Genomic DNA, 25,013 nt, shown 5'->3' on the forward strand with positions numbered 1-25,013 from the left:
CGTTCCGGGTCAAAGCCGACTGCGGGTGGGGGGGCGTGCGCACTTCTATTTGACACTGCAGCCCAATATAATCTATTTTCGAACCTGTCAATTTCTCTTTTTCGGGCTTCACTTGCGCATCGAAATCAGCAGGACATGATCAGGCGATGCTGAAACAGGACAGGAACCAACTTCCATATCCGGTTGCCAAGACGGCACTGCTTGCCCGACTCTGCCGCACCTGCGGCCAGTGGCGGCAAGAGGACCTGTTGCTGGAACAAATTGTGGATGCCATACCACAATTGCTCGACAGCCAGGGGAGCATGATGCTGCTGTTGGACCAAAGCCAAACCGGGCTGCTGATCCCCGCGGTCCGGTTGGTCGGCCCAGCTGACACACAATCCTTGGCATCGATCCGTTTGCCGGCGGCCCTTGAAATGGCCGGGGAGGTGTGCCGCACCGGACAACCCCTGATTCAGCACGATTTCGGCAACTCCGCCTACGCGAAAACCCTTGCGCCGACCTCACTGCACCACCGGATCACGGACCGCTTGGATGTTCCGCTGCAATTGCAATCGCAGACCATCGGCACACTCTGCGCCATCAACAAAACCAAAGGACATTTCGGAGCGCAGGATGTCGATCTTCTGTCCGCCCTCGCCGGCTTGTGCGCCCTGGGACTGGAAACCATCCGCCGGCGCAAGAACGCGGTTACGGCCGATTTACGCATGGAAGCGTTCGACCACGCCCGCGACCGGGTGATAAACGATGTGTCCCACGCCCTCAAAACGCCGCTGGCGGTATTGACCGCCTCGCTCAAATTGCTTGAAAAATTTCTCGTCTGCCTGCCCGACCGGCAATGGCAGCCGATTTTCCAACGGTCCCAGCGCAACCTGACCCGTTTGCTGCGCATCGAGTACGATTTGGAAGATATTTTGCGGCGCACCACCGAGGATGGTCCGAACCTGGATCCGGACGCACCAGAAAAGGACCACTTCTTTGAACAAGTCAACATCCCCTTTCTGGTTCACGAACTCAAGGAACCTATCAGTGTCATCGAAACAGCAAGCCGGATGCTGTTGGACCGACAGCCCACCGATCATCCCATGGCGCCGGCTCAGCATCGGTTTATTCAGCGGATCGTCCGCAACACCCGCAAAGCCCGGGACATGTTGGGCGCGCTGTTGGAGGTCGGCCGTGCGCAGGCGAACACCTTCCAGTGTGAATCCTTCGCGCCGTGCGAACTTTTGCAAAGTTTAATCCTTGATATCATTGAATTTCAAGCGCCTGAGTTGAACGACGCCCTCTCGGACCTGCCGGAGACTTCCGTCAAAATTGCGGCGCTGGCGAAAGCGGGCATCCGTTTGGACGTGACCCCGTTGGCAGCGACGATACGCATGGCCCATGACGAGACCAAGTTTCGTCAGGTGGTGGGCAACCTGTTGAAAAATGCGCTTTATCACCGGCGGCACCATGTGTTGATCCATCTCTCGTGCCAAAGGGAGCAAGTCACGGTGGCGGTACGCGATGACGGGCCCGGCATCGCCCCGGCCTATCATGAAACAATTTTCCAACGATACAAGCAGGTTGCATCGAGCGATAGTGTGGCGCGCGCCGGACATGGCCTCGGGTTGGCCATTGCGCGAACCCTTGCGCGATCCATGGGCGGCGACATCACATTGGAAAGCGAGCTTGGCCAAGGCGCCGTGTTCCGCTTGACCTTGCCGATCAGCTTTGCATGCGAAAATGTGACGGATTTCAAGAAAAGGCTAAATTCCCGGTAAAAACGGCCGATAGAGAATTAGGTTTTTTTTTCATGTCATGGTATATGAGGCCCTTGAAGGCCTGAACAGTATCAGCAAAAGGGGGTAATTTCATGAGAAGAACGAAAAAGTTCGCCTTGATGGTGGCGCTCTGCCTGGTGTCCATGCTCATGGTCACCACCGCCTGGGGTCAGAACAGCATCCGCATCGGCGTCATCGGGCCGATGCAGTTCTCCCAAGGCCAAGGCCACTGGAATGGCGCTTTGATGGCGGCCGAAGAGCTCAACGCAAGAGGGGGCGTTCAGGTCGACAATCGTACGATGAGAATCGATCTGGTCCAAGCCGACTCCAACGAGTTCATCAGCCTGGAAGATGCCGCCAAGGCCATGAACCGGTTGATTGCCCGCGACAAAGTGGATTTCGTCATCGGCGGATTCCGGACCGAAGCGGTGCTGGCCATGCAGGATGTGGCCATGGACGCCAAGAAAATCTTCGTCGGTGTCGGCGCCGCCCACCCTGAGTTGTGCAACCGCGTCGCCCGGGATTATGACCGATACAAATACTTTTTCCGCAGCGCGCCGTTCAGCTCCGCTTATTTGGTTAAGACCGTTTTCATTCAATTGCGCACCGTCGGTTCCTTGTTGCGACAAACACTGGGGGTCGGCCGGATCAAGGTCGCCATTGTGGCCGAGCAAGCCATGTGGGCCGATCCCATGGTGGCCGCTGCGGAAAATTATATCCCCCGCATGGGCATGGAAGTCGTCGGCGTTTGGCGGCCATCCCCTCGGGCAACCGATGTATCGGCCGAGCTTGCCGCGATCCAACGCGCCGATGCCCATATGGTCTTCACTATCTTCTCCGCCCCCGTAGGGGTGGCCTTGGCCCGCCAAGCCGGCGAGATGAAGCTGCCGGCCGCCATTGTCGGCATCAACGTGGAAGCTCAAAAAGAGGAGTTCTGGGAAGCCACCAATGGGGCGGCTGACTACCTCATGACCATGTCCACCTACGCCAGGGGCATGGCCTTCAATGAGCTGACCCGAGATTTTGTGGATGGCTACTACAAGCGTTTTGGCGAAACCCCCAGCTTCACCGCGGACACTTACAGCGCAATCAAACATCTGCTGGCGCCGGCCGTAGCCGCCACCGGCGGCCTCGATGCCGAAAAGATCATCACTTACCTAGAGGAAACGGTCCACCTTATCCCCTCCGGGAAGATAGCGTTTCTTAAAGACGAGCAGGGACGCCATCTGCACGATCTGGCCTGGGGACCGGGGGGGCAAACCGGCATCGCCGTTCAGTGGCAAAACGGCCGTCAAGTGCCGGTCTGGCCCCACTTCAAATGGATGAGCCCCCAGTGGGAGTTCAGCGCCGAGCCGCCCGAAACACCCCACGAGATGTCCTACGAGGGTATTCAACCCTATGTGATCGCACCGTGGGTCATTGCCGCCCATAAACAATAAAGGCCACCAACGGACGGATCGTTGGCACCGCCTGCGCCTTCAAACCGGTTGTTCGCATCGTATTCGTAATCGCAGCGTCACCCGCCATTTCTGATTGCGAATACGATCAACAACCGTTACCGTGTTGCTTTTCCCACCCGCACCATCCTCTCGGCCGCTGCTTTCAACCGTCCGGAGCGATGCAACCAACCAAAAAACCCACCTCTACCTCTGTAAACACCTAAAACGTTACCGTATTTTCAGGGTGTTTATTTGGTATTGTGTTTTGTCATTTTACTGGTATACTTCGTCGCAGCTTACTTCCTGCGGAGAGCGAAGTTACGGTTGACCCTGGAAGAAACGCATACTGCCTTAGGTTTCGCTGCTTACTCGGTTAAAAGGAGAGATGGAAATGAAAGAGCTGATCAGTTTCATTGCACAGTCATTGGTGGATCGCCCCAACGAAGTCAATGTTTCGGAGGTGGAAGGCAACCAGACCACAGTATTGGAGTTGAAGGTAGCCAAGGAAGACCTTGGAAAAATCATCGGCAAACAAGGACGCACCGCCCAGGCCATGCGCACGATCCTCAGCGCCGTCTCTTCCAAGGTGAAAAAACGAACGGTACTGGAGATCATTGAATAGCGAGATGACTTGATCATTCGGCGCGAGCGCGCCATTTTCGACCTCCGGGAACGACGGGCACTCCCATCAAAATAAGGCTTCAGCCCACTGTCCGACTCGCGAGGGATACCGCAACGCTTCGTTCAACATCAACATAAAATCGGTTCGAGAGAGCAGGCGTGCGCCCATGCGCTGCATGTGATCGGTAGGCACCTGGCAATCGATCAAGCGGTAGTGTTGCCGAACGAGATGGCGCGCCAGGTGGACCAAACACACCTTGGATGCATCCCTGCGCATCGAGAACATGGATTCGCCGAAGAAGGCCCTGCCCAGGGCGATACCGTAAAGTCCGCCGCTGAGGCGACCGTCACACCATGCCTCCACCGAATGGGCATAACCCATCACGTGGAGGCGGCGGTAGGCGGTCGCCATCTCCGGGGTGATCCAAGTACCTGTGCCGACTTCGATTCGCAGACGGGCACAGGCATGAATCACTTGATCGAAGGCAGTGTCCAGGGTAACCCGGAAACGTTCCTGGCGGATGGTCTTACGCAAGGAACGGGATATCTTCAATTCTTGCGGCATCAGCACCAAACGGGGGTCCGGCGACCACCAGAGAATCGGCTCGTCACCGGAATACCAGGGAAATATACCGTTGCGGTAGGCGAGCAACAATCGCTCCGGCGCCAGATCGCCGCCGACCGCCAGTAAACCTTCACGCGTGGCAAGGTGGACGGGTGGGAAAACCAGTTCCTTGGACAGCAGGTAGACAGGCATGACGGGTTACACCGGCGTTCCGGACTGCATTTGAAGGTAGGCAGGACAAGGAAGGAAGGGCGGTGCCGACCGCCCTTTTTCCATGCTATTCATAGGCGAATACGATGGTATCGTCCTTGACGTCCAGGGTGGCCTTGCCCCCCTTTTCCAAGCGACCGAAAAGGATCTCATCGGCCATGGGATCCTTGATGGCGGTCTGCAGCACCCTGGCCAAGGGTCGGGCCCCATAGTCGGGATCGAACCCTTTCTTGGCCATCCAACGGCGCACGGCGTCGGTGTAGGTCAACATCACCTTTTTTGCCGCCAATTGAACGGCGAACTCCGACATGAATTTGTCGACGATCTGTTCCATGATCTCGACGTTCAGTCCGTTGAAGGTGATCACCCCATCGAGACGGTTGCGGAACTCCGGACTGAAATACCGTTCAACGGCTTGCTTGCCTTTTCCGGTGGCCCCTTTTTTGGGATCGCCGAAGCCGATGGTGGCTTGGCTCATTTCACGGCTGCCGGCGTTGGAGGTCATCATCAGGATCACATTACGAAAATCGGCCTTCTTGCCGTTGTTGTCCGTCAGGGTGGCATGATCCATCACCTGCAACAGGATATTGAACAGATCCGGGTGGGCTTTTTCGATTTCATCCAGCAGCAGCACACTGTGAGGGTGCTTGCGGATACCGTCGGTCAAAAGGCCGCCCTGGTCGAAGCCGATATATCCCGGCGGCGCACCAATCAAACGGGCCACGGCATGTTTTTCCATGTACTCGCTCATATCGTAGCGCATGAATTCGATACCCAGGTTGGCCGCCACTTGGCGCGCCACCTCGGTTTTGCCTACACCCGTGGGGCCTGTGAACAGGAACGAACCCACGGGCTTTTCCGGGTGTCCCAGCCCAGCCCGTTGCCGTTTGATGGCGGTGGTCAGTGCGGCAATGGCATCATCCTGACCGAAAACCACCTGTTTCAAACGCTGCCCCAGCGTTTCCAGCTTGGCCTTGTCCGGCGTGGAGACACTCACGGTGGGTACGCGCGCCATTTTGGCCACGATCTTCTCGATGTCGGCTGGATTGATTTTGGTCCGATGGGCGCCGCCGGAAAGGCGCACGAAGGCACCGGCCTCGTCGATGACATCGATGGCCTTGTCGGGTAGAAAACGATCATTCAGATATTTGAACGAAAGATCGCAGGCCGACCGCAGGGCGCTGTCCGTGTAAACGATGTCGTGGTGCTCTTCATAGCGGGAACGCAATCCTTTCAGAATGCGCACACTCTCTTCAACGGTGGGCTCGGCGATCTCGATTTTCTCGAAACGCCTTGAGAGCGCTCTGTCCTTTTCGAAATGGTTCTTGAACTCTTCGTAGGTGGTGGACCCGATGCAACGGATTTCACCACTGGCCAGCACCGGCTTGAGGATATTGGAGGCATCCATGGAGCCGCTGCTGGTGGCCCCCGCCCCGACGATGGTGTGTATCTCGTCGATGAACAGAATGACGTTCTTGCGCTTTTGCAGTTCGCCGATCACACCTTTGAGGCGCTGCTCGAAATCGCCACGAAACTTGGAGCCGGCCAGCATTCCGCCCAGATCGAGGCTGTAGATCCGCATTTCCTTGAGCATCCCGGGCACTTCGCCGTTGAACACCTTCTGTGCCAAGCCCTCGGCCATGGCGGTTTTGCCAACGCCCGGCTCCCCCACGAAGATCGGGTTGTTTTTACGACGCCGACAGAGCACCTGCATGGTGCGTTGCAGTTCCAGTTCCCGACCGATGAGCGGATCCAATTTCCCCTCGGCGGCCAGGCGCATCATATCGACTGTATAGGCATCCAGGGGGTTGGTCTTCTTCTTTTCCCGATCCACATCCGATTCGGGTTTGCCGAATCCGGCCGGATCCCCGGCAGGCGGCTCATTGGGCAACTCGTGGCTGATGTAGTTGAGCACATCCAGTCGTGTAATGCCTTCCTGATTGAGAAAGAAGGCGGCGTGCGAGTCTTTTTCCATGAAAATGGAGGCCAATATGTCACTGACCGAAACCTCCGCCTTCTCCGCCGAACGCACGTGGTTCACCGCCCGCTGAATCACCCGCTGGAATCCCACGGTCTGTTGCAGTACATATTCGTTGCCTTCGGGAATCACTTCCATCTTGTCGCGGAAGAAATTCTCCAAGGCCGCCTTTAGATGTTCCACGTCGCCGCCGCAGGCGTTGATGATTTCCAAACCGTTACTGTCATGCAGGATGGCGAACAGGATGTGTTCGATGCCCACATACTCATGGCGGCGACGCTTGGCCTCGCGTACGGCGAAGCCCAATGTGACACTCAACTCTTTGCTTATCATGACGCTACGCTTTCTCCATGGTGCATTTCAATGGATACCCGTTCTCCCTGGCAAGGCGGGTGACGGTTGTGACCTTGGTCTCGGCCACCTCGAATGTGAACACCCCGCAAGTGCCGATGCCGCGTTTGTGAACGTTCAACATGATCCGGGTGGCCTGCTCCACCGATTTGTGAAAAACCGCCATCAATATATGCACCACAAATTCCATGGTGGTATAATCGTCATTGTGCAGCAAGACCTTGTACAGCGGTGGCTCCTTGAGGTCACGCTCGGCCTTGACATCGACATCCCCTATGGTTTCCGGTAAATTTTGGCTCATCACACCGAATCGTCAACGCTAACCCCGGATGTCTCATTGACTGTTATCAATTATAAGCATCCGGGTCTGTTTTTGTAAAGTGGTTCGGCAACGGTGCTCATGGTGCCGAAAACCGCCCTCGGCCATGGCCTTGGCACAAATCTAACCGCCCAATTCGGAATGTCAAACAATCGGCTGCCGGTGGGTCGCCGCGATGTCAAACAGGCTTTAAAGGGCGATGATGCGGGGATGCAATCCGGTATCGTCGATGGTGATGCGGCCCACGCTGGTGCTGCCGCCATAACGACCCTGACTGGCCGATCCTGGATTGAAATAGAGAACACCGCCCGCATGGGCGATGGTCGCCTGATGGGTGTGGCCGCTGACGACAACGTCAATCCCGGCGGCAGGGGGATCCAAATCGAGGGCGGCCGGATCGTGAAGCAGATAGAAGCATTTCCCCCCCAGCTCAAGCATATCGGTGGGCGGTAAAGCCGCGGCCCACGATCCGCCATCGGTGTTGCCGCGAACTGCGGTCACAGGCGCCAATGTCGCCAACTGCTCAAGAATGGCCGCACCACCGATATCGCCGGCATGCAAAATGTGATCGGCACCGCGCAGGGCATGCAGGGCCTCGTTGCTCAAACTGCCGTGGGTGTCTGAAATAAGGCCGATAATCATTTGCCGCAACACTTCTTGTATTTCTTGCCGCTGCCGCAGGGGCAGGGGTCGTTGCGGCCCACCTTTTGATCACTGCGCCGCACCGGCTGCTTTTTGCGCGGGCTCCCGTCGCCGCCGCCCGAAAAAACCAGTTCCTGCGCCTTCTCCTTCTGCATTTCCTCCAAGGAGGGCGGTGCGGCCAACTGCACCCGGAACAAAACTCCCAGGGTCTCACTTTTGATCCGTTCGATGAGATCCTCGAACATGGCAAAACCCTCTTTCTTGTAAATCAACAAGGGGTTTTGCTGGGCGTAACCGCGCAATCCGATCCCCTCTTTGAGGTGATCCATGCTCAGCAAGTGGTCTTTCCATAGATTGTCCACCGTCTGCAGCATCAAGACCCGCTCCACGTGGCGCATGGTATCGGCGCCGAACTGTTGCTCCCGGGTCTGATGATAGGCCGTCGCCTGCTCGTAAATCGCCTCGGCCAAGCCCTCTTCGGTCAATCCGTCCAGCGTGTCGTTGTCGAAGGGCTGTAAACGGAAATTGAACTGCTTGAAAACCGCGTCGGACAATCCCTGATGGTCCCAGTCCTCGGGCAAGGCCTTCTCATCGGCGAATTGGGCGGCGATGATCTCGGCCTGTTCCATCATCATGTCGAGAATGGTCTCGTGGATACTGTCACCGCGCAACAGTTCCCGCCGCTGGCGGTAGATCACTTCCCGCTGCTGGTTCATCACATCGTCGTATTCCAGCAAGTGCTTGCGGATATCGAAGTTGTGCGCCTCCACCTTGGTTTGAGCGTTTTCGATGGCCCGACTGATCAGGTTGTGCTCGATGGGTTCGCCGTCCTGCATGCCGAGCCGCTCCATGATGCCGCCGATGCGCTTGCCGCCGAAAATGCGCAACAGGTCGTCTTCCAGGCTGAGATAAAAACGGGAGGAACCCGGGTCCCCCTGGCGCCCGGAACGGCCCCGCAGCTGATTGTCGATGCGGCGGCTCTCGTGACGCTCCGTGCCCAGGATGTGCAACCCGCCCAGCTCGGTCACCCCTTCACCCAACTTGATGTCCGTGCCGCGGCCCGCCATGTTGGTGGAAATGGTGACCGCTCCCCGCTGGCCGGCCATGGCGATGATCTCGGCTTCGGCCTCATGGTTCTTCGCATTGAGCACGGCATGGGCAATGCCTCTTTTTTTGAGGATGCCGGCCAACTGTTCCGACACATCGATGGAGATGGTCCCCACCAGTACCGGCTGCCCCTTGGTGTGCAAGGCCTCGATCTCGTCCAGCACTGCCTCGTATTTTTCCTTTCGGGTCTTGTAGATCGCGTCGGCGTGATCCTGGCGGATCATGGGCTGGTTGGTGGGCACCACGTTGACGTCCAGGTTGTAAATCTTCTTGAACTCCGCCGCCTCGGTGTCGGCCGTACCAGTCATGCCCGCGAGTTTGTCATACATGCGGAAGTAGTTCTGGAAGGTGATGGTGGCCAAGGTCTGGTTCTCGTTCTCGATCTTGACATTCTCCTTGGCTTCCAGGGCCTGGTGCAAACCGTCGCTGTAACGGCGCCCCGGCATCAGGCGACCGGTGAATTCATCGACGATGATCACCTGGCCTTCCTTGACGATGTAGTCCACATCGCGCTGAAAAAGGGTGTGGGCCTTCAAGGCCTGATTGATGTGGTGCAGGGTTTCGATGTTGCGCGGATCGTAGAGGTTGTCCACCTGGAGCAACCTCTCCGCCAGGGCCACCCCCTCTTCGGTGAGCGTGACACTGCGCGCCTTTTCGTCCTTGCTATAGTGGGCATCGGCCTTGAGGTTCGGCACGATGCTGTTGACCTGGTAGTAAAGGTGGGTCGATTTCTCCGCCGGACCGGATATGATCAAGGGCGTGCGGGCCTCGTCGATCAGGATGCTGTCCACTTCGTCGACGATGGCATAGTGCAGGTCGCCCTGGACGATGGTCTCCAGGTCGTATTTCATGTTGTCGCGCAGATAGTCGAAGCCGAACTCGTTGTTGGTGCCGTAGGTGATGTCGGCGCCGTAGGCCTCGCGCCGCTGGGCATCGTCCAAACCGTGGAGGATGGAACCCACCCGCAACCCCAGAAAATTGTAGATTTTGCCCATCCATTCGGTATCCCGACGGGCCAGGTAATCGTTGACCGTGATGATATGCACCCCTTTGCCGGCCAGGGCGTTCAGGTAGGCGGGCAAGGTGGCCACCAGGGTCTTGCCTTCACCGGTTTTCATCTCGGCGATCCGCCCCCTGTGCAAGAAAATGCCGCCGATCAACTGGACATCAAAGTGACGCATCTCCACCGTCCGCACCGATGCCTCGCGAACCGTTGCAAAGGCTTCGGGCAGCAGTTCATCCAACGATTCGCCCTGCGCCAACCGCTGCTTGAACAAATTGGTCTGTTCCCGGAGCTGCTCATCGCTCATGGCCTGCATACGGGGTTCCAGCGCATTGATCGCCTCCACGACAGGCCACAATTTCTTGACTTCACGTTCGTTTTTGCTCCCGAAGAGTCGGGTCAGCAGATTCCATATCATCGGATCAATCGTCCTTCCCGGAGATTCGTTTTACAATACGGATGCATGGCTTGCGGTTTGCGGGGACCGTAGCTGATGTTGGATCCTGCATGATGCGGGATGGATGGTGGTGAGGTCGAATCAATTAAGAATGTAGTTTTCCGGATTGACCGGCACACCGTTCAAACGCACTTCGTAATGCAGATGGGGCCCGGTGCTGCGTCCGCTGCTGCCCATTTTGGCCATCACCTCGCCCCGTTGCACCCGATCCCCCTTCTGTTTCAATCCCTTTTCCAGATGGGCGTAACGTGTGGTGAAGCCATATCCGTGATCGATCACCATGAGTGTCCCGAAGGCACCCCGCTCACCGATGAATGAAACGACCCCATCCGCGGTGGCCACCACCGGCGTGCCTTTGCGGTTGGCGATGTCCATGCCCCGATGGAACTCCCGCTTGCCGGTAAAGGGATTCCGGCGATATTCGAAGCTGGACGTGACCCACCCTTGGGCCGGCCGAATCGCCGGCGTGTGCGCCAAGATATTTTTACGCTCTTCCAGCTTTTCCACCAATGTGGCAAAGCTGCCGCTCCGGCGCGCCGCGGCGTTGTCCAATTGTCTCACCTGCGCGTGCATTCGGCGCATCAACTGTTGGTGGTCACGGGTGATGTCCAATTCGGGACTCAGGTCCTCGGGCGCCGAACCGCCGACACCGAAAAGCCCTTCCTGTTGATCGCGTTGATCGAGATTGGCCAGGATGCGAATGCGCTCCTCGAATTGATCCAGGGTAACGATGCGCTCTTTGAGCAGATCGATTTCCCTGGCGAACTTCTGGATTTGCCGGCGCTGCAGCGTCACCTCTTCATTTCGCAGCGCCAACTCACGTTGTAAAGCGCTGTTCCGGGCGGCCTCCCGTCCTATGGAAACATAATCCCACATCCCGTAACCGATGACCGACAGCAGGGTCAACGTCAACAAAGCGAGAAGAATGCACTGTCCGCGGGAAATTCGGAGCTGCCTGACCTTTGTACCGGAACCGCCTACAAGGAACAGGGAAAATTTTTGTGCCATGGTCAGTCCTGATGATGATGGCCGCCGCTTTGACGTGGGTGCCCGCACTTCCTGATCCCGCTCACATCGCTGGTACGCTTCGGGCTTCCGTGGGGTGGACGAACATCATCCGTTCCGATGTTGCCGGGTTGCGTGGCATTCGTGCTTCAGCGCACACCAAGGGCCGTTATGCACATGGTACAATTCACTACTGATATTAGCAAGATACGATGCTCTTTGCGTTAAAAACCCAGGGCAAAATAACATGGATCAGCAATGGTGTCAAATCCCATCGATTTGTTTTTGTTATACATTTTCAATGAAGCCCAATGCGGTGCCAACTTCACCGACACGCACTGTCGGTCATGAAGGCCACCAACCTGAAGTAGCTTTGGGTGCCGTCGGAAAAAAAGCCACCGGCGGACCGAGACCCACCGGTGGCTTCAGCGTTGTTGCACACTAGGATCAGGCGATCCCCAGCTTGAACTTGAGGGACTTGAGGGTGTTGAGCATCAGCATGGTGATGGTCATCGGGCCCACGCCGCCCGGAACGGGGGTGATGGAACCGGCGATCTCCTTGGCGGCATCGAAATCCACATCGCCCCGCAAAATGGCGATCGGCTTGCCGGTCTTTTCGCTGATCTTCTCGCCGACCCGGTTGACACCCACATCGATCACGCAGGCACCGGGCTTGATCCACTCCGGTTTGACCAGGCCGGGCACGCCGGCGGCCACGATCAGGATGTCGGCCCGTTGGCAATGGGAGGCCAAATCCTTTGTGCCGGTATGCACGATGGTCACCGTACTGTTGGCGCCTTTGCCCTTTTGCAACATCATGTTGGCGATGGGCTTGCCCACGATGTTGGAACGACCCACGACCACCACCTCGGCGCCGCTGGTTTCGACGCCGGCGCGCACGATCATCTCTTGGATGCCGGCCGGGGTGCAGGGCGGAAATTTCACTTCCTTACCGCCGATCATCAAACGGCCGACGTTGACGGGATGGAATCCGTCCACGTCCTTGTCCGGATCGATGGCGTTGAGCACCTTTTTTTCATCGATGTGCTTGGGCAGGGGCAGTTGCACCAGTATGCCGTTGATGGAATCGTCTTTATTGTACTTGTCGATCAGGGCCAACAGCTGCTCTTCGGTGATGTCCACGGACTGAGAGTCCTGGATCTCCTTGAACCCCACCCGGTGAGCGGTTTGGATTTTCAATGTGACATAGGATATGGAGGCCGGATTCTCACCCACCAGGATGGTGACCAGCCCCGGCACGACCCCATGTTTTTCCTTGATCTGTTTGACCTCAGCCGTGATCTCCTCGAGGATCTGCTCACGAATGTCGGTACCTTTGATTAGCTTTGCGGCCATCTGCTCTCATCTCCTTTCAGGATTGTGTAAACGAATATTTCCCGGGAAAATCAACCCTTAAGGGAGCAAGGGGTTGCTTTCACCGATGCAAAGGCGTTGGCGAAATGTCCGCTTCCATGCATGACGGATCGGCGCTTCGAAAGATGGTTTCCCTTAATTCAATGAAGCTGAAATGTCAATTGCAACTCACACCGTGGCAAACTCCCATTCCCGTTTGCATTCGACATAAAAGTTTTATATTCTCTGTGTTCGGTAACGCGCCGACCATCCAATAAGGAGGGAAAGCCACAGCGACGGCAAAGACATGGAAACCAACGCCCATCAAACCAAGATCACCTTCACTGATGTAGAGTTGTCGCGGCAGCTTTTCGGTGAGCACGACCGCCATCTGCAGCACATCGCCCGAAGTCTCGATCTGCAGGTCAAGGCGCGGGGCAACACGGTCCATTTGTGCGGGGATGAGATCACCGTGCACCTGGCCCGCAACCTGCTGACCCAGCTTTACGGATTGATCAAGGAACGCTATCCGGTCTACGACACCGATATCGATTACGCCATCCGGCTGCTCAGCGCCGACGACCGCACCCTGCTCAAAGAGATTTTTCTGGACACGGTCTACATCACAGCCAAGAAGATGGCCATTACACCCAAGAGCCGCGCCCAGAAAGAGTACATCGACGCCATGCGCCGGCACGACATCGTGTTCGGCATCGGCCCCGCCGGAACGGGCAAAACCTATCTGGCCATGGCCATGGCGGTGGCGGCGCTGACCAAGGGCACCGTCACCCGCATTATTCTGACACGGCCGGCGGTGGAGGCGGGCGAAGCGTTGGGGTTTTTGCCCGGCGACCTGGCGGAAAAGGTGGATCCCTATCTGCGGCCGCTTTACGATGCGTTGCACGACATGATGCGCTTTGAAAAGGCCGCCGCGCTGATGCAACAGGGAGTGATCGAAGTCGCCCCCATCGCCTTCATGCGGGGGCGCACCCTGAACGACTCCTTCATCATCCTCGACGAAGCCCAGAACACCACCTCGGAACAAATGAAAATGTTCCTGACACGTATCGGCTTCAATTCCAAGGCGGTCATCACCGGCGACATCACCCAGGTGGACCTGCCGCCCCAGAAAACCTCCGGACTGATCGAGGCCAAACAGATTCTGGCTCACATCCAGGAAATCAAGATGGTCTTTTTCACCCAGCGCGACGTGGTGCGTCACCGGTTGGTGCAGGACATCATTCTGGCATATGAAGCGGCCACCGAGAAAAAACTGGCGGCCGCCAACGGTCCGCCGCCGGGTATCGTGCCGACGGTCCCGGCTTGACGAGGCGATTCAACCCATGAGTCCCGAAAACAAGAAACGCTTGACGCCCGGCGCCATCGTGACGCGTCATCTGGGATGGCTTTTGCTGGCCGCCCTGGTAATCCTGTTTCTGATCCTGGTCTATCCAAGTCTGCTCATTACACAGGAACAGTACCAGTTGGGCGACATCGCCATGCAGGACGTCAAGGCGCCCGGTGATTTTTTCGTGGAGGACAAGGTGGCCACGGCGGCCAACCAGGAACAGGCCGCGGCCGGCATCCTGACCGTCTACGATCACGACCCGCGCATCGCGCCCCGCATTGCGGAACAGGTGCGCACCGTCTTCGCCCGGATGCGCACGCGCATCGAGGAGGCCGGCCTCGTCGGCGAAGGCGCCCAAGACACGCCCCCCGACCGACAAGCGCTGGAGCGGGCCATGGCGCCCCACAAAGAGAGCTTCGAAACGGCCATGGGCATCGAGGTGAGCCGGGGCGCCTACCGCCTGCTGACGGCTGAAATGTTCTCCGCCGCCATCGCCGAAATCATCGTTCAAATCGTGGACGCCATAATGTCCAACGGTGTCGTCGCCAACAAGGAGGTGTTGCTCCAGGAGATCGACAAGGGCATCACTTTGCGGGACGTGGCCACGCAGAACGAAAACACGGCCTATGCCCTGCGCCAATACTATGGTCCGGATCAAGCCAAAACCATGGTTCGCATCATCGCCGAACCGATGGTCAAGGACCTGAATTACAACCTGATCAATCTGATCGTGGACTTCAGCCAACGTCTGCTGGCACCCAACATCACCCTCAATCGCAACGAAACCGAGGCCCGCAAGCAGCAAGCCCGGGAGAGCGTCAAGCCGATCATGTACCGGATCAAGACCGGGGAGATGGTGCTGCGCGAAGGTGAAAGGGTCACCGCAGTCCAGCTGCTCAAACTGCGCGCCATGGAAGAGCAGAGCAAGGGCCGGCCGATCTTCACCAGCGCCGTCGGCGCAGCTGCCATGCTGGCCATCATTCTGATCGTGCTGCACTTCATCCACCTGCAACTGCCCGACCACAAACACCTGAACACCAGCAAAAACCTGCTCTTCATGACCTTGAGCCTGGTTCTGGTGCTGGCGCTTACCAAAGCGGGCATCGTTGTGGCGGGGGGGCAAAGCGGCGCCCACCCCTTTGCGCCGCCCGCCGATGCGGTGCTCGTCGCCATACCCATAGCGGCCTGTGCCATGCTGGTGTGCCTGGTATTGGGCTTTGAGATCGCCCTGCCCTTCGGCATGGTCGCCGCCATGTGCGCCGCGCTGTTGATGGGCACCCGACTCGACACCTTTCTCTTTTTCGCCGTCACCAACAGCATGGCGGCCTTCTGGGTGCAGCACTGCCGCGAACGCCGGGTGGTGATCATGGCCGGCATCAAAACAGGGATTCTGGGCGCCTTGATGGCCCTGGCCATCGGCATTCACGCCGGTGAAATCGGTGGTCTCAACTTGGCCTGGATGGCCGTCCTGGCCCTGGCCGGCGGGCTGCTCAGCGGAATCATCACATTGGGCGTGGCACCCTTGGTGGAGATGGGCTTCGGCTTCACCACCGACATCACCCTGCTGGAATTGGCCAACCTGGACCGACCCATTCTGCGGCGCCTGATGATCGAGGCGCCGGGCACCTACCATCATTCGGTCATCGTGGGATCCCTGGTGGAGGCCGCCGCCAGCGAAATCAACGCCAATCCGCTGCTGGGCAAGGTGTGCGGCTACTACCACGACATCGGCAAGGTCAAAAAGCCCCTCTATTTCATCGAAAACCAGACCGACGGGCGCAACAAACACGACAAACTGGCCCCTTCCATGTCGAGCCTGATTCTGATCGCCCATGTGAAGGACGGTGTGGAGATCGCGCGCAAGCAGAAGCTGGGGCAGGTGATCATCGACACGATTCAACAGCACCACGGCACCAGCCTGATCCACTATTTTTTCGAAAAGGCCAAGCAGCTCAAGGGCGAGGATGCCGTGAAGATCGACGATTATCGCTACCCCGGCCCCAAGCCCCAAACCAAGGAGGTGGGACTGGTGATGCTGGCCGACATTGTAGAGGCGGCCTCGCGCACCCTGGAAAACCCGACGCCCGCGCGCTTGCAGGGGCTGGTGCAGCAACTGATCAACAAAGTGTTCTCCGATGGTCAGTTGGACAACTGCGAATTGACCCTCAAGGATCTTCACAGTATCGCCAAGAGCTTCAATAAAATTCTCAACGGTATTCACCACCACCGTATCGAATATACCGAATCGAGCAGCAAAGAGGGCGCAAAGACGAAAAATGGCCATTCTGATCGACAATCAACAGGCAAACCATCCCATCGCGACGCAGGACGTGCAAAGGAACGCCCAAGCCATCTTAAACGCCTTGGGATGTCCTGACGGTGAATTGTCGATCGTGTTGGTGGACGACCCGACCATTGCCCGGCTCAATGAACAGTACCTGCAGCACACCGGCCCCACCAACGTGATCAGCTTCCCCATGCGCGAAGGGCCCCACGGCGATCTGCACCCCGAATTGCTGGGTGACGTGGTGATCTCCATGGACACCTGTGCCCGGGAAAGCCGGCAGGCCGACATGCCCATGGCGCAGCGATTCCTTGAACTTCTGATCCACGGCATCCTGCACCTGATGGGCTATGACCACGTGCACTCGGAGGCGGAGGCCGACATCATGGAAGCCAAGGCCCGGGAACTGATGGAAATGCTCGACAACGCTTGAAGGAGGTGCAATGGCCGGTTTGACGGTATTGGTGGATCATGTCGCGTCTTTGCGCAACAGCGGCCGCGGGGCCGATCCCTCACCTGCGACGGCGGCCTTGTTGGCCGAGCTGGGTGGCGCGGACGGTATCGGTGCAGGTTGGCATCCGGCACGTGCCCTGATCGATGAGCAGGATCTAAGGCTGCTCCGTCAATCGGTGCACGGACGGATGGTGCTCCATTTGACCGCGGCGCCGGAATGGGTCGGCTTGGCCCTGGACATCCAGCCGGAGCGCGTCATCTTACGACCATCGGAAACGTCCGACGAAGGCAAGGCCGCCGATGCTTTCGACATGGCGCTGCACACAAAAACCATCTTCGATATGGTCGACACGCTGCAATCCAACGGCATCGGGGTCGGCGTGGCCATCGTACCCGAACCCGAGCAAGTGAAATCGGCGCACCAGGCACGCGCCAGCTGGATCCACATCAGCACCCGCCGGCTGCAAACGGCTCCCTCGGCCGCCAATCAGCACCAGGAGCTGTTGAAAATCATCGACGTGGTCAAAATGGCCCACCGTTTGCGGCTGCGCATCGCCCTGGGCGGCGGACTGGATTTTCGCCTGGTCAAACTGTTCACCGGTCTCAAGGAGATCGATGAATTCAGCATCGGCCACGGCATCATCGCCCGGGCCGTGCTGGTGGGCATGGAAACCGCCGTGCGGGACATGGTGACGCTGATACGAACGCTGTAGAAAGGAGTTCCTGCGCCATGATTGTCGTTACAGCCGCCGAAATGCAGGCCATGGACCGCAAAACCATTGATGAGATCGGCATCCCCGGACGGGTTCTGATGGAGAATGCCGGAAGGGGCGCCACCCGTGCATTCCTGGAGCATATCTACCGCAACGGCGCCCGACCGGTGGGCGTGCTCGCCGGGCGGGGCAACAACGGTGGCGACGGCTTGGTGATGGCCCGCTACCTGGCTAGGATGGGGGTGGAAGTACGCATCTTTCTGACAAGCACCCGCGACCGTCTCCAGGGAGACGCGGCCGCCAACGACCGGTTGCTCAGCGCCCTGAACATCCCCGTTACGGAAATTCCCGACGCCGCCGCCTTTGCCGCCTGCCAAGGCGCCATGCGCCACTGCGGCTACTGGATCGATGCGCTGTTCGGCACAGGTCTCAACAGCGACGTACGCGGCTACCTGCGCGATGTGATCCAGTTCGTCAATCAGTTGCAAAAACCATTGCTGGCCGTGGACATCCCCTCGGGACTCCACAGCGACACCGGCCACCCCTGCGGTGTTTGCATTCAGGCCACTGTGACAGCCACCTTCGGCCATCCTAAAATCGGCCATCTGCTGCAGCCGGGCGCCGGTTTTTGCGGCCGCCTGGTGCTGATCGATATCGGCATTCCACCGTTGATCACCCAATGGGCCGATCCGCGCCAACGTTTGATCACCGGTCGTGCGGTACGCCGCTGGTTGCCCCGGCGGGCGTCCGACAGTCACAAAGGACACACCGGTCATTTACTGGTGGTGGCCGGCGCCGCCGGCAAAACGGGCGCCGCCATCATGAGCGCCCAAGCGGCCCTGCGGGTGGGCGCCGGCTTGGTGACCCTGGCCGCGCCCCAAAGCCTGAGCCCTATTCTGGAAGGCCGACTCATCGAAGCCATGACCTGGCCGGTTCCCGACAACGGCCAAGGGCAGTGGCCGTCGGAAGCCTTCACCGCCATCGAGCAGGCGGCGATGGAAAAACGCTGCATCGCCATCGGGCCCGGCATGGGCACCAGCACCGCCGCCCGCGATCTGGTGCGGCGCGTGGCATCGGCCCTGGATCTGCCGCTGGTGATCGACGCCGACGGTTTGAACAACCTGGTGGGCGGCCTGGCGGTTCTGGCCGGCCGCAGCGCACCGACCATTCTCACGCCCCATCCGGGCGAGATGGCCCGGCTGCTCGACCAATCGGTTGCCGCGGTTCAACACGACCGCATGGCGGCCGTACGTCGGCTCGCCCGCCAAACGCGATCCCACGTGATACTGAAAGGGGCCCGCTCCCTGGTGGCCGATCCGGACGGCAAGGTCTGGATCAATCCCACCGGCAACACCGGTATGGCCAGTGGCGGGATGGGCGATGTGCTCACAGGCGCAGTGGCCGGCCTGTTGGCCCAGGGGCTGCAACCATCCCAAGCCGCCGGCGCCGCCGTGTTTCTCCATGGCCTGTCCGCCGACCTGCTGTCGGAAGAGGCATCCAGAGGTTATCTGGCCACCGAAGTGATGGATGCCTTGCCCCTGGCCATGCAACGGATCTTCGACAACCCCCCGGCGCCGCCGGTGGAACAGCCACTGCTCTGATGAACACCACCGGCCAATGGATCACCCACGGTCCCGAAGAAACCCGCTGCTTGGGCCGGCGCCTGGGACAGTGCCTGCAACGGGGAACCATTATACGACTGTACGGGGACCTGGGAAGCGGCAAAACCTGCCTTGTCCAAGGCCTGGCCCGCGGTTTGGCGGTTCCCGAAGGGTATGACATCACCAGCCCGACCTATACCCTGATCCATGAATATCCCGGCCGCTTGGCCCTTGTTCATGTGGATCTCTACCGTTTGGAAGATGCCTCGGCGGCCGATGCCGTTGGTTTGTGGGACTTGTGCGATGAGCGGTCCGTGGTGGCGGTCGAATGGGCCGAGCGGCTGCCGGACAGCGAGTGGCCTTCGGACAGCGTGGCCATCCGGATCACCACCATCGACGACACCCGGCGTCGACTGCACGTCCAGGCACCGGCAACTTTGGACATCAGCGAAATCGGTCCGGCACTTTGAAGCCGGTCGACCGCCTACTCCTTGAAAATTGATCGTGGACTTGAAAAGCGCTCTCTGATATATAATCAGGTTGCCCGCGTCGGCATTGCCGTTGGGCATGTAACCGACACCATCTCTCCGCAAGGCGAACCGTGCCGGCGGTGGTTAGCGAGGAGAATCCATGGCCCTTGTGGTTCAAAAGTATGGCGGCACATCGGTGGCCAACATCGATCGCATCCGCCGAGTGGCACAGCGGGTGGCCAAAACCTTTGATCAAGGCAACGATGTGGTGGTGATCCTGTCGGCCATGGCGGGGGTCACCGACGGCTTGATTGAACTGGCCCATAAGGCCGCCGAAGAGCCGGCCAAAAGGGAGCTGGACGTGCTGCTGGCCACCGGCGAGCAAACCACGGCGGCCCTGCTGGCCATGATGCTGCAAGGGATGGGCTATCAGGCCCAATCCCTGCTCGGGCACCAGGCCGAGGTGGTCACCGATTGCGACTACGGCAACGCGCGCATTTTGGAAATCGGTGCCAAGCGGCTGCATCAATTGATCGAAAAGCATACCATCGTGGTGGTGGCCGGCTTCCAGGGATATGACATCAAGGGCAACATCACCACCCTGGGCCGGGGCGGCTCGGACACTTCGGCCGTCGCCATCGCCGCCGCCACCAAGGCCGATGTTTGCGAAATCTACACCGATGTGGACGGCATCTATACCGCCGATCCCAACATCTGCCCCAAGGCGCGCAAACTAAAAACCATCTCCTACGACGAGATGCTCAACATGGCCAGCCTTGGCGCCAAAGTGCTGCAGATCCGTTCGGTGGGCTTTGCCAAAAAATACGATATCCCCGTGCATGTGCGCTCATCATTCAACGAGGAGGAAGGTACCATGGTCGTCAACGAGGATTCGGGCATGGAACAATTGGTGGTGTCCGGCGTGACCCTCGACAAGAAGCAAGCCCGCGTCACCATCACTAAAGTTCCGGACCAGCCGGGGATCGCCGCCAAGATCTTTTCGCCCATTTCCGAAGCGGGTATCATTGTGGATATGATCATCCAGAACACCCGCCAAGGGGGCCAGACCGACATGACCTTCACCGTGCCCAAGATCGATTTCAAACGCACCATGGAGATCGCAGGCAAAGTGGCCGACCGGATCGGTGCCGAAGAGGTGCTGGGCGATACCAACATCGGCATGGTGTCGGTGATCGGCGTGGGCATGAAGAATCACGCCGGCGTGGCGTCGGTGATGTTCAACACCCTGGCCCGGGAGAATATCAACATCATTATGATCGGCACTTCGGAGATCCGGATCTCCTGCGTCATCGAGGAGAAATACACCGAGTTGGCCGTTCGCGTCCTGCACACCGCCTTCGGTTTGGATGCCGACGAATAGGGTGCGATTGCCCCGCTTCAGTCCCGACCAGCTGCTGGTGATCCTGGTCTTGGGTTTGCTGATCGCCGGCTTAGCGGTTTGGCGCCACTTCACTTGTTGATGATGCCATCGGTGTCGCGGTCATCCAGGGCGTTCTCGATCTCCGCCGCAACCCGACGTGCCGCCGCGACCGGATCGGCCGCATCACGGATGGGCCTTCCAATAACAAGGTAATCGGCGCCCCGCGCCACCGCCATGGCGGGTGTGACCACCCGGGCCTGATCATCCTTTTTCGCCAACGACCAGGCGGGGCGGATGCCCGGTGTCACCGCCAGGAAAGCAGCACCCAATCGCTGCTTGATGGTCGCCACCTCATGCCCCGAACAAACAACGCCGGCACACCCCGCCTCGTGCGCCATTTGCGCCTTGTGCAACACCAGGCGCTGCAGATCCGCGACCATGTCGTCGGCATACCCGGCGGCGCGCAATTGGGCGGCCGATACGCTGGTGAGCACCGTCACCCCCAACACTTTGACACGGCCGGCACCACCCCTGACGGCGCCCTCCAACATCGGCCGGCTCTCGCCGCAATGGACCGTAGTCAGGTCTACCGGCAAACCGGCAACGCCACGCATGGCGCGCTCTACCGTTACGGGAATATCGTGCAGCTTGAGGTCCAGAAAAACCCCGGCCCTGCCTTGGGCCGCCACCCATTGCACCAGGGCGGGTCCGTAACGCACAAACAGCTCCAGCCCGATCTTGAACATCCCCACCTCTTGATGCAACAAAGCGACCAAGCGCCGGGCATCGTCATCGTCCGCCACATCCAACGGAAAAATAATATAGTCCTTGCCGCTTCGCATTCAGCCCATCCTTTCCAAACGTCCATGACGGCATATGCCACAGCCCTCTATGCAGGGATCCATCAACGAAGTCAAACCGAAACCATAGGCGACCGATCATCGTCCTTTTTCCGTCGAATTGGACGCGGTGGTTGAATTATTCCCCGAAATCATGGTATTAGACGAGATCAAGCCTTGGCTCCCGCTGCCGCGGGGGCCGGATGTAATGGCATCGGCGGGATTGTCGTTTAAAACAATGGGGATTCCAAACGTGAACACACGGCGGTACCACGTCTCGGCGGGCACTTTTCAGACCAGTACGCGACAACCCCTGCTGTTGCAGGCCTATTTGGGAACTTGCGTCGGTCTGGCGATCCATTGCCGCGACACCGGTTGCGGCGGCATACTGCACCTCCTGCTGCCGGAACCCATTGTCAAAACCAATGTCACCAACCCCGAAAAATATGCTGCGACCGGCGTGCCATTGTTTCTCGACGCGCTCATGGCCATGGGCGCCCGGCCGGAAAGCATGGCCGCCACCCTGGCCGGCGGGGCGCTGGTGGGACCGCTGAGTTCCCAGGACCTCTCCCTGGACATCGGGGGCCGGACCGCGGAAACGACCTTGGATATCCTAAAAAAGCGCGGGATCGAAATCGCCCAGTCCGAAACAGGGGGATTCTTCACCTGTTGCCTGAGCCTGGACACGGCCGTAGGGCAATGTACCATCGAGCCGGTCGGGCAAAGCAAGCACGTCCCCCTGGCAGACATTAAAATACCGCAGACCGAGGAAATCCTGGCATCCATGGCCGGCTTGCGCCCCATTCCCCAGGTGGCCCTAAAGGTACTGCGCCTGATCGAAGACCAGGGATACAGCATTGACCGCGTGGCCGAAGAAATTCGCCAGGATCAAGTGATCACCGCCCGCACCCTGGGTTTGGCCAATTCGGCCCTGTTCAGCAAAAAACGCACCATCGAGACCCTGGATCACGCTTTGGTCTACCTGGGCCAGGAGCAGATGGTCAAACTGGTGTTACTGGCGGCGGTGGAAAGCTATTTCGAGCAGTCCGGCATGGGCTATTCGCTTTGCAAGGGGGGCCTCTACCACCACGCCCTGGGTTGCGCCCGCCTGGCCGAAGTGCTGGCCGCCCGCACCGGCCGGGCCGAACCCCATATGGCCTACACCGCCGGTTTGCTCCACGACATTGGCAAGGTGGTGCTGGATCAATATGTGGCCGCCGCCTATCCCCTCTTCTACCGCCAGGCGCTGGTAAAGCAGAACGACATGCGCACTGTCGAACGGCAAACCCTGGGCATTGATCACACCGAGGCGGGCCATCTGCTGGCCCGCCAGTGGTCCCTGCCCGACAGCCTGGCCCATGTTATTCGTTACCACCACCATCCGGACCGGGAAAGCGCCTGCCAGCCCTTGTCGATCATCGTCTACCTGGCCGATCTATTGTTGTCCCGCTTCCGTGTCGGACTGGAACTGGAGCGCCTGGATACCCGAACACTGCAAACCCAGCTGGCCGCCATAGACTTGGAAATGGAAAACTTCGCCGACCTGGTGGACCTGATTCCCGGGTCTGTATTGGAAGCCAACCCCGCCGAGTGGACACCACCTGCCGGCAACCACAATGAAAAGGACAAGCACCAAGGCCGTGAAGCCCATCAGTGATCATCAGCAGCAATTGCTGCGCCGGCTGCCGGGCGTGGACGCCCTGCTTGTCCGGGCGCAATCGGACCCCCATTTGGCGCCTATGCCGAAAACGGTCCTGCTGCGCGCCATCCGCGACACCCTGGCCGATTTCCGCCGCCGCATTTTGGAGCAACCGGACCGGATAACGGACCCATCCTTGCCTGAGCGTCATTTGCTGGCCGCAGTCGCCCAAAAGGCCGATAAACTTCAGGCCTACAACCTGCAACGCACCATCAACGCCACCGGCGTGGTGGTGCATACCAACCTCGGCCGCTCCTGCCTGGCGGCCGAAGCACTGGACCATCTCCTGGACATCGCCGGACACTACTCCAATCTGGAGTTCGATCTGCGCATCGGCCGCAGGGGCTCCCGCTACAGCGCCGTTGAGGATCTGCTCTGCGAGCTGAGCGGTGCCGAAGCCGCCCTGGCGGTCAACAACAATGCGGGGGCCGTCCTGCTGTCCCTGGACACCCTGGCCCGCGGCAAGGAAGTGGTCATCTCCCGAGGGGAGTTGGTGGAAATCGGCGGCGCCTTCCGCATTCCCGATGTGATGGCCAAAAGCGGCGCCATCCTCAAGGAAGTAGGCACCACCAACCGCACTCACCTGCGGGACTACCAACAGGCCATCACCACCGACACCGGACTATTGCTCAAAGTACACACCAGCAACTACGCCATCGTGGGCTTCACCGCCGCCGTGGACCTGAAGGCCATGGTGGGCCTGGGCGCACAATTCGGGCTACCGGTCATGGAAGACCTGGGCAGCGGCAATTTCATCGATTTCACGCGCTACGGGCTGACCGCCGAACCCACCGTTCAGGCATCGGTCGCCACCGGCATCGATGTGGTCACCTTCAGTGGCGACAAGATGTTGGGCGGCCCCCAGGCCGGACTGATTGTCGGCAAAAAGGCTGCCGTGGAGCGCATCAGGGCCAACCCCTTGACCCGCGCCCTGCGCATCGACAAACTGACACTGGCCGCCTTGGAGGCCACTTTGCGCCTCTACCGGGATGAAGCCAAGGCAGTGGCCACGATACCGACCCTGCGCATGCTGTTGGCCGGGCGTCCGGAACTGGAAGGCCGCGCCCGACGGCTGGCCCAGGCGATCGAGGCGTTGGCCCATCCCGATTTGACGGTCACATTGCTGGACCGGCCGTCCCGAGTCGGCGGCGGCGCCCTGCCCACACTGGATCTGCCCAGTTGTTGCGTCGCCATCCGCATGACCGGCATGTCGGCAGCGGGCCTCGAGAAGGCGCTGCGCCGCAACCGCCCTCCCATCATCGGCCGGATCGAAGACGACTATTTCTTAATGGACCCGCGCACCCTGGCAGACGAGGCGTTCGACACCATTGCCGGCGCCATCGACACCATCGTCAAAGGCGATCACCAGGGGAATATACCCTATTGACCGTCACCTGTGACCATCGAGTGGA

General features: G+C 59.2%; 20 protein-coding genes. 12 read left to right on the top strand and 8 right to left on the bottom strand.

Annotated elements, in window-relative coordinates; translation table 11 throughout:
- Positions 1–146 precede the first annotated feature (146 nt).
- From MRX98_RS08645 to MRX98_RS08655, 3 genes are all read left to right on the top strand, one after another.
- On the top strand, positions 147–1,763 hold the full coding sequence (locus MRX98_RS08645) for a sensor histidine kinase (protein ID WP_246905593.1): 1,617 nt from the start codon (positions 147–149) through the stop codon (positions 1,761–1,763).
- A gap of 92 nt (positions 1,764–1,855) precedes the next feature.
- Positions 1,856–3,202: an ABC transporter substrate-binding protein gene (locus tag MRX98_RS08650; RefSeq protein WP_246905599.1), complete on the top strand. Its 1,347-nt coding sequence runs from the start codon at positions 1,856–1,858 to the stop codon at positions 3,200–3,202.
- Between the two features lie 391 nt (positions 3,203–3,593).
- On the top strand, positions 3,594–3,824 hold the full coding sequence (locus tag MRX98_RS08655) for a KH domain-containing protein (protein ID WP_246905602.1): 231 nt from the start codon (positions 3,594–3,596) through the stop codon (positions 3,822–3,824).
- A gap of 66 nt (positions 3,825–3,890) precedes the next feature.
- On the opposite strand, the gene aat is transcribed toward MRX98_RS08655, so the two are convergent.
- The 7 genes from aat to folD all read right to left on the bottom strand — a co-directional run bounded on the left by aat (position 3,891) and on the right by folD (position 12,816).
- Positions 3,891–4,580: a leucyl/phenylalanyl-tRNA--protein transferase gene (aat, locus tag MRX98_RS08660; protein WP_246905606.1), complete on the bottom strand. Its 690-nt coding sequence runs from the start codon at positions 4,578–4,580 to the stop codon at positions 3,891–3,893.
- 85 nt (positions 4,581–4,665) lie between these two features.
- Complete coding sequence (gene clpA / locus MRX98_RS08665; protein ID WP_246905619.1) at positions 4,666–6,909, bottom strand: ATP-dependent Clp protease ATP-binding subunit ClpA; 2,244 nt, start codon at positions 6,907–6,909, stop codon at positions 4,666–4,668.
- Positions 6,910–6,913: 4 nt separating this feature from the next.
- Complete coding sequence (gene clpS / locus MRX98_RS08670) at positions 6,914–7,228, bottom strand: ATP-dependent Clp protease adapter ClpS (RefSeq protein WP_246905645.1); 315 nt, start codon at positions 7,226–7,228, stop codon at positions 6,914–6,916.
- A 207-nt stretch (positions 7,229–7,435) separates the two neighbouring features.
- Positions 7,436–7,888: a metallophosphoesterase family protein gene (locus tag MRX98_RS08675; protein WP_246905648.1), complete on the bottom strand. Its 453-nt coding sequence runs from the start codon at positions 7,886–7,888 to the stop codon at positions 7,436–7,438.
- The gene (secA, locus tag MRX98_RS08680; protein ID WP_281432274.1) at positions 7,885–10,416 is read right to left on the bottom strand and encodes a preprotein translocase subunit SecA; all 2,532 of its coding nucleotides are present in this window, start codon (positions 10,414–10,416) and stop codon (positions 7,885–7,887) included. The genes MRX98_RS08675 and secA overlap by 4 nt, the downstream gene beginning before the upstream one ends.
- A 120-nt stretch (positions 10,417–10,536) precedes the next feature.
- Positions 10,537–11,463, bottom strand: coding sequence for a M23 family metallopeptidase (locus MRX98_RS08685; RefSeq protein ID WP_246905651.1), 927 nt, complete (start codon positions 11,461–11,463; stop codon positions 10,537–10,539).
- A gap of 444 nt (positions 11,464–11,907) precedes the next feature.
- On the bottom strand, positions 11,908–12,816 hold the full coding sequence (folD, locus tag MRX98_RS08690) for a bifunctional methylenetetrahydrofolate dehydrogenase/methenyltetrahydrofolate cyclohydrolase FolD (RefSeq protein WP_246905654.1): 909 nt from the start codon (positions 12,814–12,816) through the stop codon (positions 11,908–11,910).
- Between the two features lie 304 nt (positions 12,817–13,120).
- Here folD and MRX98_RS08695 point away from each other — a divergent pair, with 304 nt between their 5' ends.
- The 7 genes from MRX98_RS08695 (at position 13,121) to MRX98_RS08725 (ending at position 21,063) form a co-directional block, all read left to right on the top strand.
- Positions 13,121–14,140: a PhoH family protein gene (locus MRX98_RS08695; protein ID WP_246905656.1), complete on the top strand. Its 1,020-nt coding sequence runs from the start codon at positions 13,121–13,123 to the stop codon at positions 14,138–14,140.
- A 16-nt stretch (positions 14,141–14,156) separates the two neighbouring features.
- Entirely contained in the window at positions 14,157–16,538 is a 2,382-nt protein-coding gene (locus MRX98_RS08700) for an HD family phosphohydrolase (protein ID WP_246905659.1), read from the top strand.
- The gene (gene ybeY, locus MRX98_RS08705) at positions 16,492–16,878 is read left to right on the top strand and encodes an rRNA maturation RNase YbeY (protein ID WP_425523875.1); all 387 of its coding nucleotides are present in this window, start codon (positions 16,492–16,494) and stop codon (positions 16,876–16,878) included. The genes MRX98_RS08700 and ybeY overlap by 47 nt, the downstream gene beginning before the upstream one ends.
- A gap of 10 nt (positions 16,879–16,888) precedes the next feature.
- The gene (locus tag MRX98_RS08710) at positions 16,889–17,611 is read left to right on the top strand and encodes a pyridoxine 5'-phosphate synthase (RefSeq protein WP_246905679.1); all 723 of its coding nucleotides are present in this window, start codon (positions 16,889–16,891) and stop codon (positions 17,609–17,611) included.
- Positions 17,612–17,628: 17 nt separating this feature from the next.
- Positions 17,629–19,212: an NAD(P)H-hydrate dehydratase gene (locus MRX98_RS08715; RefSeq protein WP_246905682.1), complete on the top strand. Its 1,584-nt coding sequence runs from the start codon at positions 17,629–17,631 to the stop codon at positions 19,210–19,212.
- Positions 19,212–19,682, top strand: coding sequence for a tRNA (adenosine(37)-N6)-threonylcarbamoyltransferase complex ATPase subunit type 1 TsaE (tsaE, locus tag MRX98_RS08720; RefSeq protein WP_246905697.1), 471 nt, complete (start codon positions 19,212–19,214; stop codon positions 19,680–19,682). Before MRX98_RS08715 ends, tsaE begins: the two co-directional genes overlap by 1 nt.
- 160 nt (positions 19,683–19,842) lie before the next feature.
- The gene (locus MRX98_RS08725; protein ID WP_246905700.1) at positions 19,843–21,063 is read left to right on the top strand and encodes an aspartate kinase; all 1,221 of its coding nucleotides are present in this window, start codon (positions 19,843–19,845) and stop codon (positions 21,061–21,063) included.
- An 89-nt stretch (positions 21,064–21,152) separates the two neighbouring features.
- Here MRX98_RS08725 and pyrF read toward each other — a convergent pair whose 3' ends face one another.
- Positions 21,153–21,905, bottom strand: coding sequence for an orotidine-5'-phosphate decarboxylase (gene pyrF / locus MRX98_RS08730; RefSeq protein ID WP_246905703.1), 753 nt, complete (start codon positions 21,903–21,905; stop codon positions 21,153–21,155).
- 250 nt (positions 21,906–22,155) lie between these two features.
- Between pyrF and MRX98_RS08735 the strand changes: the two genes are divergently transcribed.
- Together MRX98_RS08735 and selA are read left to right on the top strand one after the other, a co-directional pair.
- On the top strand, positions 22,156–23,559 hold the full coding sequence (locus tag MRX98_RS08735; RefSeq protein ID WP_246905706.1) for an HDOD domain-containing protein: 1,404 nt from the start codon (positions 22,156–22,158) through the stop codon (positions 23,557–23,559).
- Positions 23,543–24,988, top strand: coding sequence for an L-seryl-tRNA(Sec) selenium transferase (selA, locus tag MRX98_RS08740; protein ID WP_246905709.1), 1,446 nt, complete (start codon positions 23,543–23,545; stop codon positions 24,986–24,988). Before MRX98_RS08735 ends, selA begins: the two co-directional genes overlap by 17 nt.
- The last annotated feature ends 25 nt before the right edge of the window (positions 24,989–25,013 follow it).

Origin of the sequence: Desulfatitalea alkaliphila (genome assembly GCF_022968795.1) — a bacterium.
Lineage (GTDB): Bacteria > Desulfobacterota > Desulfobacteria > Desulfobacterales > Desulfosarcinaceae > Desulfatitalea > Desulfatitalea alkaliphila.

Bases quoted from the DNA above. Each gene is read 5' to 3' on its own strand.
- MRX98_RS08645 (WP_246905593.1), top strand. From the start codon at position 147: ATGCTGAAACAGGACAGGAACCAACTTCCATATCCGGTTGCCAAGACG.
- MRX98_RS08650 (WP_246905599.1), top strand. From the start codon at position 1,856: ATGAGAAGAACGAAAAAGTTCGCCTTGATGGTGGCGCTCTGCCTGGTG.
- MRX98_RS08655 (WP_246905602.1), top strand. From the start codon at position 3,594: ATGAAAGAGCTGATCAGTTTCATTGCACAGTCATTGGTGGATCGCCCC.
- aat (WP_246905606.1), bottom strand. From the start codon at position 4,580: ATGCCTGTCTACCTGCTGTCCAAGGAACTGGTTTTCCCACCCGTCCAC.
- clpA (WP_246905619.1), bottom strand. From the start codon at position 6,909: ATGATAAGCAAAGAGTTGAGTGTCACATTGGGCTTCGCCGTACGCGAG.
- clpS (WP_246905645.1), bottom strand. From the start codon at position 7,228: ATGAGCCAAAATTTACCGGAAACCATAGGGGATGTCGATGTCAAGGCC.
- MRX98_RS08675 (WP_246905648.1), bottom strand. From the start codon at position 7,888: ATGATTATCGGCCTTATTTCAGACACCCACGGCAGTTTGAGCAACGAG.
- secA (WP_281432274.1), bottom strand. From the start codon at position 10,416: ATGATATGGAATCTGCTGACCCGACTCTTCGGGAGCAAAAACGAACGT.
- MRX98_RS08685 (WP_246905651.1), bottom strand. From the start codon at position 11,463: ATGGCACAAAAATTTTCCCTGTTCCTTGTAGGCGGTTCCGGTACAAAG.
- folD (WP_246905654.1), bottom strand. From the start codon at position 12,816: ATGGCCGCAAAGCTAATCAAAGGTACCGACATTCGTGAGCAGATCCTC.
- MRX98_RS08695 (WP_246905656.1), top strand. From the start codon at position 13,121: ATGGAAACCAACGCCCATCAAACCAAGATCACCTTCACTGATGTAGAG.
- MRX98_RS08700 (WP_246905659.1), top strand. From the start codon at position 14,157: ATGAGTCCCGAAAACAAGAAACGCTTGACGCCCGGCGCCATCGTGACG.
- MRX98_RS08710 (WP_246905679.1), top strand. From the start codon at position 16,889: ATGGCCGGTTTGACGGTATTGGTGGATCATGTCGCGTCTTTGCGCAAC.
- MRX98_RS08715 (WP_246905682.1), top strand. From the start codon at position 17,629: ATGATTGTCGTTACAGCCGCCGAAATGCAGGCCATGGACCGCAAAACC.
- tsaE (WP_246905697.1), top strand. From the start codon at position 19,212: ATGAACACCACCGGCCAATGGATCACCCACGGTCCCGAAGAAACCCGC.
- MRX98_RS08725 (WP_246905700.1), top strand. From the start codon at position 19,843: ATGGCCCTTGTGGTTCAAAAGTATGGCGGCACATCGGTGGCCAACATC.
- pyrF (WP_246905703.1), bottom strand. From the start codon at position 21,905: ATGCGAAGCGGCAAGGACTATATTATTTTTCCGTTGGATGTGGCGGAC.